Source organism: Albimonas marina (genome assembly GCF_029223255.1).
Lineage (GTDB): Bacteria > Pseudomonadota > Alphaproteobacteria > Rhodobacterales > Rhodobacteraceae > Albimonas.
Window position 1 is genome coordinate 659,455 of sequence record NZ_JARHUC010000002.1, and the last position, 15,919, is coordinate 675,373.

A 15,919-nucleotide genomic window follows, 5' to 3' on the forward strand; every position below is an offset into this window, starting at 1 on the left:
GCTTTTCCAATGACGTCGCGTTTTTCATCACGTGTTCCGCAGGGTCCCGCGACCCGCGGCAAAGACAGGGAGGCGAACATGCGTCTCACGCTCGCAGCGGCCGCCGCAGCGACGATCGCCACGCCGGCCTCGGCTCTGATCACCCACGACACGAACGTCACGCCGAACGTCCAGCTTCTGTTCGGCCAGGGCAACGCGAACACGGCCTTCGCCGTGGACCTGAACCACAACATCGAGGTCGGCCTGCGCGGCAAGCTGCGCTATCCCGACGGCCCGGTGGCCGACCGCTACAACAGCGACGGGAACGGGCTCTACACCTTCGCGCCCAGCAGCGCCTCGGCCCCGCCGGACCGCTCGATCTTCAATTTCGACTGGTCGGTGAACGTCGACCAGGACGGGACGTCGGGCGCCGTCCTGGCGGACTACACCTACCGGCTCTCGATCGACTACGACCCGAGCGCGGCGGTGGGCACGGTTCTGGGCACGGACCTGATCGAGTTCGATCCGATCGGCGTCACGGAGGTCGACTCCTGGGACCACGGCCTCGGCGACAACGGCGCGACCAGCCCCACGCTCGCCAAGCAGTACGTGGCGACCGACGAGGGCGGCCTGCTCGGCATGAACTACGCGCCCGCCCTGTCGACCTACTCGGTGGCGCAGAACTCGTGGAACCTGGGCTTCTTCGAGCCCACGGGCTTCGATCCGCAGACCCTGGGGCTCTACACGATCACCCTCTCGGTCTTCGACCTCGACACGTCGCCCAACGCCATCGCCTCCTCGAGCATCGACGTCCTGGTCAGCGAGGGGGGGACCCCTGTCCCGGTTCCCGCCGCGCTTCCGCTGCTGGCGGTGGGCATGGCGGCCCTGGGCGTCGCCGCGCGCCGCCGCCGCGCCTGACCGCGCACGCCCCGGAGCGACCGACGCGCCCGCCCCCGCCCCGGGGCGGGCGTTCTTCGTCCCGGGTGCCCCTCCGCCTCCCATCGCATTCGGCCGTCGCCGCGCCCCTCCGCGCGCCCCTCGCAGCGGCGCGCTCCGCGCCCTCGTTTGCCGCTGGCGCCCGACCGGCCGGCCGGCTAGGCTCCGCGCCGAAGCATGGGAGGAGAACGATGCTCTACGAGATGCGCACCTACTCGGTGAAGGTCGGCAAGATGGCCGAGGCCCTGAAGCTCTACACCGAAGAGGGCTATCCCGCGCTGGAGAAGGCGGGTCTGTCGGCGCGGCTGGGCGGCTACATGGTGTCCGACACCGGCCCGCTGCACCAGCTGGTCCACATCTGGCGCTTCAAGGACGACGCCGACCGGCGCGCCCACTGGAAGGGCGTCTACGCCGACGCCGACTTCATGGCCTTCGCCGGCAAGCTGCGCCCGCTGCTGGACGCGCAGGAGGTGCGCCTGCTCAACAACGCCCCCTTCGGCCCCGAGCTCTGAGCCGGGCTCCCTTCCGGGCTGGGGCGGGCGCGCCGAAGCCCCCGCTCCCCGAACGAAAAGCGGCGAGGCGGTTTCCCGCCTCGCCGCTTCTGGTTTCCGGATCCGGCCGCCTGCAGGCCCGTCGGGCCCGCGGCGCCGCTCAGGAGTAGGCGGGCGCGCCCTGCGAGGCGCCGCGCCGGCGCGGTCCGCGACGGCCGCGGGGCGCCTCGGCCCCCTCGCCGCGCGGGCCGCCGCCCTGGCCACGACGGGGCGCGTCGCCCCCCGCGGGCTTGGCCGGCTTGGGACCGCGCGCGGGACGCGCGGCGCCCGAGCGCTCGGCCCCGGCCTCGACCGGCTTGCCGGCGCCGCGGCCCGGAGCGCCCTGCCCCCGGCCGCCGACCTGGCGGCCGCGGCCGCCCTGGCCGCGACCCTGGCCCTGACCCTGGCGGCCGCGCGGACCGCGCTGGTCCTCGCCCGCCTCGACATGGCGCGAGCCGACCTCGGCCGCCTCGGCCGCGAACGCCTCGGGCAGCGGCGCGGTCGGCACTTTCTGGCGCGTCACCTTCTCGATGTCGCGCATGTAGGGGCGCTCGTCGTCGGCCACGAAGCTGATCGCGATGCCCTCGGCGCCCGCGCGGGCCGTGCGGCCGATGCGGTGCACGTACTGCTCGGGGACGTTGGGGATCTCGTAGTTGATCACGTGGCTAACGCCCGGCACGTCCACGCCGCGGGCGGCGATGTCGGTGGCCACCAGCACGCGGAGCGAGCCGTTGCGGAACGCCTCCAACACCCGCTCGCGCTCGTTCTGGCGCTTGTTGCCGTGGATCGCCTTGGCCTCGACGTTCGCCCGGCCCAGGTTCTTCACCACCCGGTCGGCGCCGTGCTTGGTGCGGGTGAAGATCAGGACGCGGTCGTAGTCCTCCTGGCGGAGCACCACGTTCAGCAGCGCCTGCTTGTCGCCCGCGCGCACGAAATGGGCGCGCTGGGCGACCTTCTCGGCGGTGGTGGACTGGGGCGCGACCGAGACCTTGACGGGGTTGTCGAGGTACTGGCCCGCGAGCTCGGCGATCGCCTTGGGCATGGTCGCCGAGAAGAACAGGGTCCGCCGCTGCTTCGGCAGCATCTTCACGATGCGCTTGAGGGCGTGGATGAAGCCCATGTCCATCATCTGGTCGGCCTCGTCGAGGACCAGCGCCTCGACCTTCGAGAGGGTCATCGCCCCCTGGTCGATCAGGTCCTCGAGCCGGCCGGGCGTGGCGACGAGCACGTCGGCCCCGCCCTTCATGGCGCGGATCTGCTTGTTGATCGAGACGCCGCCGAACACCGTCTCGACGCGCAGCTGGATGTGGCGGCCGTAGGTGCGGAAGCTCTCGGCGATCTGGTTGGCGAGCTCGCGCGTCGGCGCCAGCACCAGCACGCGGCAGGAGTGGGTGGGCCGCGCGATGCGGTTGCGCTGGATCATGTCCAGCAGGGGCAGCGCGAAGGCCGCGGTCTTGCCGGTGCCGGTCTGGGCGATGCCCAGGATGTCGCGCCCCTCGAGGGCGGGCGGGATCGCCTGCACCTGGATCGGGGTGGGCGTGGCGTAGCCTTCCTCCTCGAGCGCGCGCTTCAGGGGCTCTGCGAGGGGCAGGTCGGAAAAGGTGGTCATTCAGCGCCTTTCATGGGCGATGGGCGCCCGGGCGCGGCCATGACATGGCAGCGGGGCGCAGGGGTCCGTCCTCTGACGGCCCGCGTGACTCAGGACGTTCTTGCGAAGGGGCGTCCGTTGGACCGCCGGATCCTGGGGCGGGGCTTTTTTCGCCGCCCGAGCTTCACGCCATCCGGTCGGTCAGGCCGGGGCGAACCCGGCCGACGCTGGCGTGCATATGGCAGCGCATCTGACCGAAAGCAAGCCCGACGTTCACTTCACGCCCCCGCCGGCGCCCCCTCAACCCCCATCGCTCCGCCCGCAGCCTTGGCGCCCTGCGCCCCCGCCCGAGGTCCTCGCAAAGCGCCTGTTCTTCGGAGCCGTCTCTCGCTGATGCCGTAAAGAGCGACTCGTCCGCCGGGGTCAGGGATCGCGAAGCGACCCCGCGCAAGCGGGGCTTGTCCTTGACCCCGGCGGGCGAGTCGCTCAGGCATCACCAGCGAGAGACGGCTCCGAAGGACAGGCGCGGCCCCCTGTTCTTTGGTGAGTCAGGAGCCCGCCGGAGGCTCCCGCCCTCCGCAGGAAAAGCCGCGCCCGCCTCCACAGGCCCAAGCCCGCCCGCAGGGCGCCCGCAGACCGCCCCCTTTCATGCAGAACGCCGCCCCGAAGGACGGCGTCCGGTCTCGAGGATCCGCGGATCCCGTGCGCTTCAGCGCGGGGCCATGCGGATCGCGCCGTCCAGGCGGATGGTCTCGCCGTTCAGCATCGAGTTCTCGCAGATATGCGCCGCCATCGCCGCGTACTCGGTCGGATCGCCGAGGCGGGAGGGGAACGGCACCTGGGCGCCCAGCGACTTGCGGTTCTCCTCGGGCAGGCGCATCAGCAGGGGCGTCAGGAACAGGCCCGGCGCGATGGTGCACACGCGGATGCCCGAGCGGGCCAGGTCGCGCGCCATCGGCAGGGTCATGCCCACCACGCCGCCCTTGGAGGCGGAGTAGCACAGCTGCCCGATCTGCCCCTCGAACGCCGCCACCGAGGCGGTGTTGATGATCACGCCGCGCTCGCCGTCCTCGGTCAGCGGATCGGCGGCGGCCATGCCGGCGGCCGACTGCGAGGCGACGTTGAAGGTGCCGAACAGGTTCACCTTCACGATCTTCATGAAGTGGTCGGGGTCCAGCGGGTTCCCGTCGCGGTCGACCGTCTTCGCCGCGCCGCCGATGCCCGCGCAGTTGATCGCGATGCGCTCCTGCCCGTGGGCCTCGCGCGCCTTGGCCAGGCCCGCCTTCACCGCGGCGGGGTCCGACACGTCGGTCTTCACGTAGAGGCCGCCGATCTCCGAGGAGACCTGCGCCCCGCGCTCGTCGTTCATGTCGAACAGGGTGACCTTCACGCCGGCCTCGGCCAGGCGCCGCGCGCAGGCCTCGCCCAGGCCCGAGGCGCCGCCGGTGATGACCGCGCTGATGCCGCTCTGGAGCTTCATGTCTCTCTCCCTCTGGAGTTCTTGGGGTCTGTTGGCCCCCGTCGCGCGGCCGGCCGCCCGGGGCGTCCAGCGACGCCGCGCGCGGCCCGTCCTGCGGCGGGGGGCGGAGCTTCCGGCGCGCTCAGCGCTCCTTCGGCTTGATCTCCTCGACCGGGCCGCCGGCCTTCTTCCAGCCGCCGAAGCCGGTCTCGATATGGGCCACGGGGCTCAGGCCCATGTCCTGGGCGATCTTGGTCGCCAGCGCCGAGCGCATGCCGCCCGCGCAGTAGAGGACGAACTTGTTCCCCGACTGGAACTCCTCCTTCGCGTAGGGCGAGGTGGGGTCGATCCAGAATTCCAGCATCCCGCGGGGCACGTGCCAGGCGCCGGGGATCGCGCCGTCGCGCCAGCGCTCGCGCACGTCGCGGATGTCGACGAAGGTCACGCCCTCGGTTCCCAGCAGCTTGATCGCGTCCTCGGCGGGGATGACCTCCAGCTCCGCGTTGGCGGCGGCGACCATCTCCTTGGTGCTCTTGATCGGCATGGGCTTTCTCCCGGGTCTGGCGCGGGCGCGAGAGCGGGACTCGGACCGGCGCGGGTTAAGCGGATGGTTAAGGCCGAAGCGGCGCAAGAGCAAGCCGGCCGGCAGGGAGGACCCGCCTCCGACCGCCGGTTTCCTACGCCGTCCCGGCGCGTCCCCGCCTCGTCCGTCCCGCCGAGGCGGGCGCCGAGACGGACCCGCCGGGCCGCGCCTGCCACGGCGACGCGCTGGACGGCGGCGCGGGGGACGGCTCTGGATGAATGGATTTTCAGAATGCGCCCGGCACCGTCCCGGGCAAGGATCTTCCCGATGACCAGGGTCTCCCCCACGGCGCTCTGCGCGCGCCCAATCGGCCGCCGCGCGACGGTCGTGCCGCGCTCGATCGACGCGTCGCGGATCGGCGTCCGCCTGGCGCCGACGGCGCTGGCCGCACGGGGCACGCTCGCCGAGGCCCCCGCGGCCGTCGAGATGGAGACCAAGCGCAACCTCGCCGCCGGCTGGAACCTACTGAAAAGGGCCGCTCCGGCGGGCCTGTGCGCCTACGGCGCGCGGCACGGCCGCGGGGCCCTGGCGGCGGCGCTGGCGGCGATCTTCGCGATGCGGCTGGCCGACCACGCGCTGGAGCTGCACGCGCGGATCGGGCGTCGCCTCGTGGGCGGGCTGGCGCTCCCCGCCCCGCCGCAGCTGCGCGCCCAGGACCTGGGCGAGCTCCTTTGGCTATCGGTCGAGGGCTGCGCCCTGCTCGCCGCCCTCGCCTGGGCCTGGCGCAGGCGCGGGTCGCGGGACGCCGAGCCTCTTGCGGTCTTCGCCGCGCTCTTCGTGCTGCTGGGGCTGAGCGGGGTGGTCCTGGACCTCGCCCATATCGCGGCTCCGTGGCGGGGCCTTCGCCACGCCCTGGGGGTGGCGGAGGACGGCGGCGCGATAGTCGCCGCCTCCCTCATGCCGGGCTGCGCCTGGTCGATCCACGGCCCCGGGGCGCCCGCCCCGACGGCGGCGCGCCCTCCCGGCCGACCGCCGGCCGAGGCGCGGCCGGGCGCCTCGCTGCTCAGCCCAGCTCCAGCGCCACCGCCGTGCCCTCGCCGCCGCCGATGCAGATCCCGGCCATGCCGCGCTTCAGGCCCCGCGCCTCCAGCGCATGGATCAGCGTCACCAGGATCCGCGCGCCCGAGGCGCCGATGGGATGGCCCAGCGCGCAGGCGCCGCCGTTCACGTTCAGCTTGTCGCGCGGGATGCCCAGCTCCACCTCCGCGGCCATCGGCACCACGGCGAAGGCCTCGTTCACCTCCCACAGGTCCACGTCGTCCATGCCCCAGCCGACCCGCTCCATCAGCTTGCGCATGGCGGGCGCGGGGGCGGTCGAGAACCAGGCCGGCGCCTGCGCGTGGGAGGCGTGGCCCAGGATCGTGGCCTTGATCGTCAGCCCCAGCCGCTCGGCCTCCGAGCGGCGCATCATCGCCAGCGCCGCCGCCCCGTCGGAGATCGAGGAGCTGTTGGCCGGCGTCACCGTCCCGTCCTTGCGGAAGGCGGGCTTCAGCGTGGGGATCTTGTCGGGCCGCGCGTTGCGGGGCTGCTCGTCGGTGGCGATCTCCGCCTCGCCCTTGCGGCTTCTCACCACCACCGGCGCGACCTCGGCGTCGAACGAGCCGTCGGTCTGCGCGCGCAGCGCCTCGGCGAGGCTGCGGATGGCGTATGCGTCCTGCGCCTCGCGGGTGAACTGGAATTTCTCGGCGCAGTCCTCGGCGAAGGTCCCCATCAGGCGGCCCTTGTCGTAGGCGTCCTCGAGCCCGTCGAGGAACATGTGGTCCTTGACCTCGGAGTGACCCAGCCGGGCGCCGCCGCGCATCTTGGGCAGCAGGTAGGGGGCGTTGGACATGCTCTCCATGCCGCCCGCGACCATCACGGTCTGCGAGCCGGCCAGCAGCTGATCGTGCGCCATCATCACCGTGCGCATGCCCGAGCCGCACATCTTGTTGAGCGTCGAGGCCGGCACCTCCTCGCCCAGGCCGGCGGCGAAGCCCGCCTGGCGCGCCGGCGCCTGGCCCTGGCCCGCGGGCAGGACGCAGCCCATCAGCAACTCGCCGACCTGCCCCGGCTCGACCCCGCCGCGCTCCAGCGCCGCGCGGATGGCGACGCCCCCCAGCTCCGCGGCCGTGGCGCCCGAGAGCTCCCCCTGGAAGCCGCCCATGGGCGTGCGGGCCGCGCCGACGACGACGACGGGATCTTCGGAGATGGACATGGCGGAGGCCTCCCGGATGTTCTGTCGCTCCGGACTGTGGAATACCCGCCCCGCGGCCGCAACCCCGCGCCCCCTCGCCTGCCTCTCCCTCCCTGCAGCGTCCCAACTCCCCCGGCCGCGCCCCCCTCAAGCGCCTGCGCGCCTGCGCTCAGGCCTCTCCCGCCCAACGCCACCCGTCCTCGCCACCTCCCAGGCGTCGCGCACCTCCACCCGCGCCCGCCGGCGCGCGCTCCCCGCACCGCGCCCGCAACTCTCCCCTCCCGCCGCGCGCTCCGCACCCAAGACCCGGCTCCCCGCCCGCCCCAAGCGCCCCGGCGCGACGCTCGCAGGCCTCGCGGAGCGCCTGTTCCCCGGAGCCGTCTCTCGCTGATGCCGTGAAGAGCGACTCGGCGGGAGAGGTCAAGGATCGCGAAGCGACCCCGCGCTTGCGCGGGGCTTGTCCTTGACCCCTCCCGACGAGTCGCTCAGGCATCGTCAGCGAGAGACGGATCCGGGGGACAGGCGCGGGGTCCTGTTCCCTGGTGAGTCAGGAGCGTCCTCCCCGCTGGCCCCACGCGCCTCCGTTCCCAACCCGCAATCCCCCCGCCCCGCTCCCAAGCCCGCCCGCAGGGCGCCTCCGCCCCCCGTTCCCCGTCCCTGGAACGCGAAAGGGCCCGGCGTCGCCGCCGGGCCCTTCCTCGATCGCGTCGCGCGCGCCCTTACTGGTTGCGCTGGCGGTAGCTGATGCGGCGGACCGAGCCGGTGCGCGAGCGCATCAGGATGGTCTCGGTCTCCATCCACTCGCCGTCGCGGCGGGCGCCGCGCAGGATCGAGCCGTCGGTGACGCCGGTGGCGGCGAAGATCACGTCGTCGGTGACCATCTCGGTCAGCGAGTACTTCTTGTCGAAGTCGGTGATGCCGGCCTTCTTGGCGCGGCCGCGCTCGTCGTCGTTGCGGAACAGCAGCCGGCCCTGGATCTGGCCGCCCATGCAGCGCAGGGCCGCGGCCGCCAGCACGCCCTCGGGCGCCCCGCCCGAGCCCATGTACATGTCGATGCCGGTCAGGTGGGCCTCGGCGCAGTGGATCACGCCGGCGACGTCGCCGTCGGTGATCAGGCGGATCGCGGCGCCGGTCTCGCGGACCTCGCGCACCATCTCCTCGTGGCGGGGCCGCTCGAGGATGCAGCAGGTCACGTCCTCGGGCTTGCCGCCCTTGGCCTTGGCCAGCGCCAGCACCCGCTCGGTCGGGGTCATGTCGAGGTCGACGACGCCCGGCGCGTAGCCCGGGCCGATCGCGAGCTTGTCCATGTAGACGTCGGGCGCGTGCAGCATCGAGCCGCGCGGCCCCATCGCGATCACGGCCAGCGAGTTGGGCATGTCCTTGGCGCAGAGCGTGGTGCCCTCGAGCGGATCGAGCGCGATGTCGACGGCGGGGCCGCCGCCCTGCCCGACCTCCTCGCCGATGTAGAGCATCGGGGCCTCGTCGCGCTCGCCCTCGCCGATCACCACGACGCCCTCGATGTTGAGGAGGTTGAGCTGGGTGCGCATGGCGTCGACGGCGGCCTGGTCGGCGGCCTTCTCGTCGCCCCGGCCCACCAGCTTCGCCGCGGCGATGGCGGCGGCTTCCGACACGCGGGCCAGTCCCAGTGACAGCATGCGGTCGGCGAAGATGCCGCCGGGTTCCTTCTTGGCGTCGGGCATGGGTGCTCCTGAGGTCGCGCGATCTTGAAGAGGGCCTCCGGCCCCGTCGTTTCCTACGGGCCGGGGGCCGCGTGGGCAAGGGAAACTCCTGTGACGCGCGCGCGCGGCGCGGGTCGAAAGACTTTCGAAACGTCTCGGGTCTAACACGGCCGCACGAAGCTGGAGAGGATCACGTGCATGTTCGGAATCGGCCGTCCCGCCGCCAGCGGGGGCAAGGACCCGCTGCGACGCGCGCTTGATGACGCCTGGGCGGTCATCGAGTTCACGCCTCAGGGCGACATACTCGATGCGAACGACCGGTTCCTGAAGGCCGTGGGCTACACCCGGCAGGAACTGGTCGGAAAGCACCACCGCACGCTCTGCCCGCCCGAGGTGGTCAACAGCGACTTCTACCGCAGCTTCTGGTCCCGCCTGGCGGCGGGGGAGGCGATCGACGGCCGCTTCAAGCGCATCGGCAAGGACGGGGGCCTGCGCTTCCTGCGCGCCTCCTACATGCCGGTGCGCGACGCCGCCGGCAAGATCGATCGGGTGGTCAAGCTCGCCGCCGACGTGACCGCCGACGCCCAGTCCGAGATCGACGCCCGCGGCAAGCTCGAGGCGATCTCCCGCCTGCAGGCGGTGATCGAGTTCGACCTCGAGGGCAAGATCCTCGATGCGAACGACAACTTCCTGCAGACGCTCGGCTATCGGCTCGACGAGGTCAAGGGCCGCCACCACCGCATGTTCATGCCCGACGGCGAGGCCGACGGCCCCGCCTACGCGGAGTTCTGGAAGCGCCTGCGCCAGGGCCAGGCCTTCTCGGCCGAGTATCGCCGCCGCGCCAAGGACGGGCGCGACATCTGGATCCAGGCGTCCTACAACCCGATCAGCGACCGGTACGGCAACCTCATGCGCGTGGTGAAGTTCGCCCAGGACATCACCCCGCGGGTGGACTCGGTGCAGCGGGTGGGGGCGATGCTCTCGGCGCTCGCCTCGGGCGATCTCGACGTCTCCGACGACGGACCGATGGCCCCCGCCTTCGTGCCGCTGCGAGACGACGTGATCCGGCTGCGCGACTCCTGGCGCGATCTCGTCGGCCGCATGACCGACGCGATGGAGCGGATCAGCGCCGGCTCCGCCGACATCCGCGGCGGCGCCGACGACCTCAGCGAACGCGCCGAACGCCAGGCCGCCACGCTCGAGGAGATCGCGGCCACCGTCGAGCAGCTCTCGGCCACGATCAACACCACCGCCGACAACTCCCGCCACGGGGAGCAGGTGGTCCGCCGCGCCGCCGAGCGGACGGAGACGGGCCAGGAGGTGATCGAGAAGGCCACCAACGCCGTGCGCACGATCGAGGAAAGCTCCCGCCGGATCAACGAGATCAACGGCGCGATCGAGTCGATCGCCTTCCAGACCAACCTCCTCGCCCTCAACGCCGCCGTCGAGGCCGCCCGCGCGGGCGAGGCCGGCAAGGGCTTCGCCGTCGTCGCCTCCGAGGTGCGCAACCTCGCCCAGCGCTCCTCGGACGCCGCCGCCGACACCACCAAGCTCATCAAGCAGAGCGCGGCGGACGTCGAGCAGGGCGCGACCCTGATGGCCTCGGCCGTCGAGGTCTTCGCCGAGATCCGCACCCTGGTCGACGAGCTCTCCCGCCAGATCTCCGAGATCAACACCGCCAACACCGAGCAGGCCTCGGGCGTGAACGAGATCAATCACGCGATGAGCGAGCTCGACTCGAATACCCAGCGCAACGCCGAGATCTCGACCCGCAACGCCTCCGCCGCGCGCAACCTCGACGAGGAGCTGGCCGAGCTGCGCGAGATCCTGGGCTTCTTCCGCCGCTCCGGCGCCGGCCGGACCCCCGCCCGCAGCGCCCGCGCCGCCTGAGCGCGGCTCCGCCGGCTCCGGGAAAGCGCGGCGCGTCCGGCGCCCCGGCCTCGGGCGGTCGCCCGCGCCCGGGGCGCCCGGTTCGCCCGCCGCCCGGCCCGCCGCCCCGCGCGTCCGGAGCGTGCTCCTCTCCGGCGGCGTCGGACGCCGCCGCCCCTGCACCGGCGCCGCCCCGGCGCCGACCAGCTCCGGCGCCTCCCAGGATCGCGCCGGCTCCCTGGGCCCACGACCGCGCCCCGTCGCCTCCCCGACGCCGGCGCGGTCCGGGCCCCCGAAACCGAAACGGCCCCCCGGTCGCCGGGGGGCCGTCTTTCGTCTCGCCATGCGCCGTCCGCAGGCCTCGCGCGCCCGGAAGGCTCCGCGCGCCGGCGCGGCTCAAGCGCCGTTCAGAGGATCTCCACCCGGAGCGCCATGGGGGCGTCGATGCACTCCTCCATGGCGCCCAGCCGGCCCAGCGCGCCGTCCAGCGCCGCGCGCGGGGCGGGGTGGGTGACGAAGATCACCGGGGCCGCGTCGCCCTCGTGCTCGTACTGCCGCATCTGGCGGATCGAGACGCCCTCCTCGCCCAGCGCCGCCGTCACCTTGGCCAGCGTCCCCGGCGCGTCCTGCAGGGACATGCGCAGGTAATAGGCCGCCGCCCCCGAATCCGCCGCCCGCGGCGCCGCCGCCAGCCGCGTCGCCGGCACGCCGAAGGTGGTCCCGATCTGGCCCCGCGCGATGTCGAGCACGTCGGCCATCACCGCCGAGGCGGTCGGCCCCTGCCCCGCGCCCGGCCCCTGGAACACGGTCTGGCCCACGAAGTCGCCCTCGACCACCACCGCGTTGGTCACCCCGCCCAGCAGCCCGATCGAGCTGCCCGCCGGCACCAGGCAGGGCGTCATGCGCTGCTCCAGCCCGTCCGGGGTCATCTTGGCGACGCCCAGCAGCTTGATGCGGAAGCCCATGTCGCGGGCCTGCTGGATGTCGGTCAGGGTGATGCGGTCGATGCCCTCGGTCTGCACGCCCGCGAAGTCCACCCGCGCGCCGTAGGCGATCGAGGCGAGCAGCGCCAGCTTGTGCGCCGCGTCGATGCCGCCCACGTCGAAGGTCGGATCGGCCTCGGCGTAGCCCAGCTTCTGCGCGTCCTCCAGCACCTGCTCGTAGGGGGCCTCGGTCGCCTCCATCTCGGTCAGGATGTAGTTGCAGGTGCCGTTCATCACGCCCATCAGGCGCTGGATGGCGTTGGCCGCCAGGCCCTCGCCCAGCGCCTTGACGATGGGAATGCCCCCGGCGACCGCGGCCTCGAACTTCAGCGCGCGCCCGGCGGCCTCGGCGGCCTCGGCCATCGCCTGCCCGTGGTGGGCCAGCATCGCCTTGTTGGCGGTGACCACGTGCTTGCCCGTCTCCAGCGCCGCCTCGACGCAGGCCTTGGCGGGGCCGTCCTCGCCCCCCATCAGCTCGATCAGCACGTCGACGTCGTCGCGCCGCGCGAGCGCCACGGGATCGTCCTCCCAGTCGTAGCCCGAGACGTCCACGCCCCGGTCCCGGTTGCGCGAGCGCGCGCAGACCGCCGAGATCGACACCGGCCGCCCGCCGCGCGCCTCCAGCATCGCGGCATGGGTCTGGACGATCCTGACCACCCCCGCGCCCACGGTTCCCAGTCCGGCGATGCCCAGGCGGAGAGGTTCGGTCATGATGCCCCTTGCGTTCAGTATGGCGCGTTCAGCGTCGTGGCGGTCGGCCCCGCCGCGTCGGGCGGCCGGGCGGTCGGGTCGCGGCGCACGACGGCGCGCGCCCCTCGGAATCCGCGCCCTTGCTAGCCCCATGCACGCGGGGCCGCAACAGGCGCCTCGGCCGCGCCCCGCCCGCGCGGCCCCGCGCCCGGGATCGCTTCGGACCCCCGCCTCTCATGCCGTCCGGAGGATCCGCCCCCGACCGCGCCCCGCCTCGTCGGCGCAGGGCGCCGGGCTCTCTCCCCGGCGCCCCCAAGAAACGGCGCCCGGAGGCGCCCCGCCGGCCCCGCGCCGCGGGCGCGCGGCCTCGACCGGGCGCGCGGCCCGCCGCGGCGCCCCCGCGGCGGGCGCAGGCCTCAAACCTCGTCCTCGTCGGGCATGTCGCGATTCACGACCTTGTCGGTGCGCGGGGCCCCGGGCTCCTCGCCCGCGGCCTTGCTCTCCTCGGCCGGCGTCGCCGTGCCCTCGACCACCTCGGCCTCGTCGTCGCGCACCAGGTGGACCGGCGGGGCCGAGCCGTCCTTGAGCTCGCCGAAGTAGATCGTCTGGTGGGGGAACGGGATCTCGATGCCGCGCTCGTCGAAGATCTTCTTGATCTGCTCGTTCCACGCGCGCCCGAAGCCCCACTGGGAGCCCGGCTTGGTCTTCGCCCGCGCCCGCAGCACCACGGCGCTGTCGCCCAGCGCCTGCACGCCGAACCACTCGACGTCGCCCAGCAGGGCGGCGCCCTGGGTCTCGTCCGCCTTCACCGCGGCGAAGGCGTCCAGCACGCCCTGCTTGGCCTCGTCGATGTCCTCGCGATAGGCGATGCCCGCGTCCATCACGCAGTAGGCGAAGTCACGGGTGAAGTTCGACACCGCGTCGACCGAGCTGAACGGCATCAGGTGATAGGTCCCGTTCAGGTCGCGGATCGAGACCGAGCGCACGGTCAGCTTCTCGACGCCCCCGGTGATGCCGCCCACGGTGACCACGTCGCCCACGTTCATCGCGTTCTCGAGCTGGATGAACACGCCCGTGATCACGTCCTGCACCAGCTTCTGCGCGCCGAAGCCGATGGCCAGGCCCAGGACGCCGGCCGAGGCGATCAGCGGCGCGATGTCGATGCCCAGCTCGCTCAGCGCGAACATCAGGGTGATCACCGCCAGCGCGATGGTGGCCGCGTTGCGCAGCAGCGTCAGCAGCGTGGTCTCGCGCGGGGTCGGGATCCGGCCCACGTCATGGCTCAGCCGCCAGTCGACCCAGGCCGAGAAGGCGAGCCAGACCAGGAACGCCCCCAGCAGGATCAGCGCCACGCTGACCGCGGCGCCGGTCAGCCGCAGACCCAGGTCGCTCGACAGCCACCCCTCGGTGTCGAAGATCCCCGCCTGCTCCAGCGCCACGCCCAGCACGGCGAGCACCACGATCACCCGCACCGCCAGCAGCAGCTTGGGCACGAAGGCGTTCAGCCGGTGCTCCAGCAGCGGAAGCTTGGCGCGCAGCGTCTCGGGCAGATGCACCCCCTCGCGCATCCGTGCGGCGAGGAAGCCGTTGATCATCATGCCCAGCACGATCACCAGCAGGATGTTGCCCGATGCCTCGAGCACCGGCCACAACACGTTGCCGGGCCGGGTCAGCACGATCACGAAGAGCGCGCCCAGGTAGAGCAGCACCGGCACGTGCCACAGGCGCGCCAGCGCCGCGAAGACCTTGCGGCTCTCGGCGTCGTGGGGCGTCAGCCAGTCGGCCACCGCCCGGCGATGGCGCAGGGTGGCGATCAGCCCGATCACCACCACCAGCAGCCCCGTCGCCACGCCCACCGCCTGGCCCGCGCGCCAGCCCGCGTTCTGCGCCACCAGCGGCGAGACCAGCAGCTGCCCGTAGCCCAGGATCGCCGCCGCCAGGATCAGGCGGGAGGAGAGATACCGCGCCCCCGCGTCCGGCATCGGGATCAGCCGCAGCGCCCCCGTCTCGGGCCGCAGCAGCAGCCGGATCACGTTGCGCGCGATCTCCACCGCCACGAAGGCGTTGAGGTAAAGCGTCTGGCGCAGCGCCACCGAGCCCGGCGGATCCAGCAGGAAGGCGGCGATCGCATAGCCCGCCGCCCAGGCCGCCAGCACCGTCGCCGCGTCGAGCAGCGCCATCAGCAGGCCCATCCACAGCTTCTGAAGCGGCCCGCCGTCCTCGCCCTTGCGCCCGATGCGCCCGCGCAGGCTGCGCGCGCCCAGCCGCAGCAGGACATAGACCGCGTAGGTCCCCAGGATGGTCAGGCCCAGCTCCTCGAGCATGGCCAGCAGCACGCCCGGCTCCATCGCCCCGCGCAGGTCGAACAGCCGCTCCGGCGCCTGGGAGATCTGGGTCCAGGTCTCCGTCACCCAACCCGCGAGCGCGTTGACCCAGGCCTGGGTGGTCTGCGCGATCTGCGCGCCGATCCCCGGCTCGCCGGCGTCGACGCCGCCCGAGCCCGCCCTGGCCGCCTCGCCGGAGGCCGCGGCGTCGCCGCCCCCCTCGTCTTCCTTCGCCTGGCCGCCGTCCGCCTGCGCCTGCTCCAGCGCCTGGATCAGCCGGTCGCGGGCGTCGGCGTTCTTGAGCACTTCGAGCAGCGCCGCCGTGGGCAGGTCGGCGGCCGAAACCTCGCCCTCCCCCGAGCCATCCCCGGAGCCGTCTCCCGTACCGCCGCCCGAGGCCGCCTCCGCCGCCCCCGACAGCCCCTGCCCCCAGGCCGGCCCGCCCGGCGCGACGGCCGCGGCGAGCGTCAGCATCGCCAGCAGGAGGATCGGGGCCAGCCGTCGCAACGAAAGCGCCGCGGACGGGACCGCGGCGGAGGACGGGCGGGACGGTCGGGTCGCGAGGGGGGGCATGGGCGGCAAGGACGCCTCCGGCAGTCTCTTCAGGTCAGGCCCCGCCGGCGCCGGCGGGGCTCCGGCGAACCTAGCGCCTGCGGCGGCGTTGTCACCCCCGGGCGGCTTCCTCTGGGTCACCCCCCCCTCGCCGACGACGACCGCCCACGCCGGGGCTCCGTCGACGCCCCAATCGCACGACCGGGGAGGTCGAGAGACGCCGAGAGACGCCGAGACGTCCTCGCCCGAAGGACCCCGCGCAACCCTGGCGCCGCGCGGCCACGTCATCGCCTGAAGGGAAGCTCCCGGACGCCCGCCGCCCGGCCGCCGGTCTGCGTCCGGGTGGGCGAGGCCGGGCGTCGCCCGCGGGCGGGAGGCGCCGCGTCGACCGTCGCGCCTGGACCGACCGCTCCGCCCGCGGCGCACGGCTCGGGTCGGCGCCCGGCCCCCCCGTCTCCCGCGGCATGGGACAGGCCCGCCTCCGGCGCGGCGCCGGCCGCTCCGGCCCCCTGCGCCCCGCCCGCGATGCGCCGCGGGCGGAGCGGTCCGTCCGGGCGCCGCGTCCGACGCGGCG

The 15,919-nt window shown here is 73.6% G+C and carries 10 protein-coding genes; 3 read left to right on the forward strand and 7 right to left on the reverse strand.

The window, feature by feature from the left end:
- Positions 1-78 precede the first annotated feature (78 nt).
- Both P2H44_RS06810 and P2H44_RS06815 read left to right on the forward strand, forming a co-directional pair.
- Entirely contained in the window at positions 79-897 is an 819-nt protein-coding gene (locus tag P2H44_RS06810; RefSeq protein ID WP_275762716.1) for a VPLPA-CTERM sorting domain-containing protein, read from the forward strand.
- Positions 898-1,106: 209 nt separating this feature from the next.
- On the forward strand, positions 1,107-1,427 hold the full coding sequence (locus P2H44_RS06815) for an NIPSNAP family protein (RefSeq protein ID WP_275762717.1): 321 nt from the start codon (positions 1,107-1,109) through the stop codon (positions 1,425-1,427).
- 139 nt (positions 1,428-1,566) lie between these two features.
- On the opposite strand, the gene P2H44_RS06820 is transcribed toward P2H44_RS06815, so the two are convergent.
- The 5 genes from P2H44_RS06820 to glpX form a co-directional block, all read right to left on the reverse strand.
- The gene (locus P2H44_RS06820) at positions 1,567-3,054 is read right to left on the reverse strand and encodes a DEAD/DEAH box helicase (protein WP_275762718.1); all 1,488 of its coding nucleotides are present in this window, start codon (positions 3,052-3,054) and stop codon (positions 1,567-1,569) included.
- 688 nt (positions 3,055-3,742) lie between these two features.
- A complete protein-coding gene (locus P2H44_RS06825; protein WP_275762719.1) occupies positions 3,743-4,513 on the reverse strand; it encodes an SDR family NAD(P)-dependent oxidoreductase in 771 nt (256 codons plus the stop codon).
- Between the two features lie 121 nt (positions 4,514-4,634).
- A complete protein-coding gene (locus P2H44_RS06830) occupies positions 4,635-5,036 on the reverse strand; it encodes a rhodanese-like domain-containing protein (RefSeq protein WP_275762720.1) in 402 nt (133 codons plus the stop codon).
- 1,042 nt (positions 5,037-6,078) lie between these two features.
- Complete coding sequence (locus P2H44_RS06835) at positions 6,079-7,269, reverse strand: acetyl-CoA C-acyltransferase (protein ID WP_275762721.1); 1,191 nt, start codon at positions 7,267-7,269, stop codon at positions 6,079-6,081.
- Between the two features lie 698 nt (positions 7,270-7,967).
- Positions 7,968-8,948 (reverse strand): class II fructose-bisphosphatase, encoded by a 981-nt coding sequence (gene glpX / locus P2H44_RS06840; protein WP_275762722.1) that lies wholly within the window; start codon positions 8,946-8,948, stop codon positions 7,968-7,970.
- Between the two features lie 177 nt (positions 8,949-9,125).
- Here glpX and P2H44_RS06845 point away from each other — a divergent pair, with 177 nt between their 5' ends.
- Positions 9,126-10,817, forward strand: a complete 1,692-nt coding sequence (locus tag P2H44_RS06845) for a methyl-accepting chemotaxis protein (RefSeq protein ID WP_275762723.1) — start codon at positions 9,126-9,128, stop codon at positions 10,815-10,817.
- 386 nt (positions 10,818-11,203) lie between these two features.
- Here P2H44_RS06845 and P2H44_RS06850 read toward each other — a convergent pair whose 3' ends face one another.
- On the reverse strand, positions 11,204-12,490 hold the full coding sequence (locus P2H44_RS06850) for a homoserine dehydrogenase (RefSeq protein WP_275762724.1): 1,287 nt from the start codon (positions 12,488-12,490) through the stop codon (positions 11,204-11,206).
- Positions 12,491-12,885: 395 nt separating this feature from the next.
- Complete coding sequence (locus P2H44_RS06855) at positions 12,886-15,300, reverse strand: mechanosensitive ion channel domain-containing protein (protein WP_275762725.1); 2,415 nt, start codon at positions 15,298-15,300, stop codon at positions 12,886-12,888.
- Between the last annotated feature and the right edge of the window lie 619 nt (positions 15,301-15,919).

What these genes read in the sequence shown, in the direction of transcription:
- P2H44_RS06810 (WP_275762716.1), top strand. Translation starts at nt 79, where the DNA reads ATGCGTCTCACGCTCGCAGCGGCCGCCGCAGCGACGATCGCCACGCCG.
- P2H44_RS06815 (WP_275762717.1), top strand. Translation starts at nt 1,107, where the DNA reads ATGCTCTACGAGATGCGCACCTACTCGGTGAAGGTCGGCAAGATGGCC.
- P2H44_RS06820 (WP_275762718.1), bottom strand. Translation starts at nt 3,054, where the DNA reads ATGACCACCTTTTCCGACCTGCCCCTCGCAGAGCCCCTGAAGCGCGCG.
- P2H44_RS06825 (WP_275762719.1), bottom strand. Translation starts at nt 4,513, where the DNA reads ATGAAGCTCCAGAGCGGCATCAGCGCGGTCATCACCGGCGGCGCCTCG.
- P2H44_RS06830 (WP_275762720.1), bottom strand. Translation starts at nt 5,036, where the DNA reads ATGCCGATCAAGAGCACCAAGGAGATGGTCGCCGCCGCCAACGCGGAG.
- P2H44_RS06835 (WP_275762721.1), bottom strand. Translation starts at nt 7,269, where the DNA reads ATGTCCATCTCCGAAGATCCCGTCGTCGTCGTCGGCGCGGCCCGCACG.
- glpX (WP_275762722.1), bottom strand. Translation starts at nt 8,948, where the DNA reads ATGCCCGACGCCAAGAAGGAACCCGGCGGCATCTTCGCCGACCGCATG.
- P2H44_RS06845 (WP_275762723.1), top strand. Translation starts at nt 9,126, where the DNA reads ATGTTCGGAATCGGCCGTCCCGCCGCCAGCGGGGGCAAGGACCCGCTG.
- P2H44_RS06850 (WP_275762724.1), bottom strand. Translation starts at nt 12,490, where the DNA reads ATGACCGAACCTCTCCGCCTGGGCATCGCCGGACTGGGAACCGTGGGC.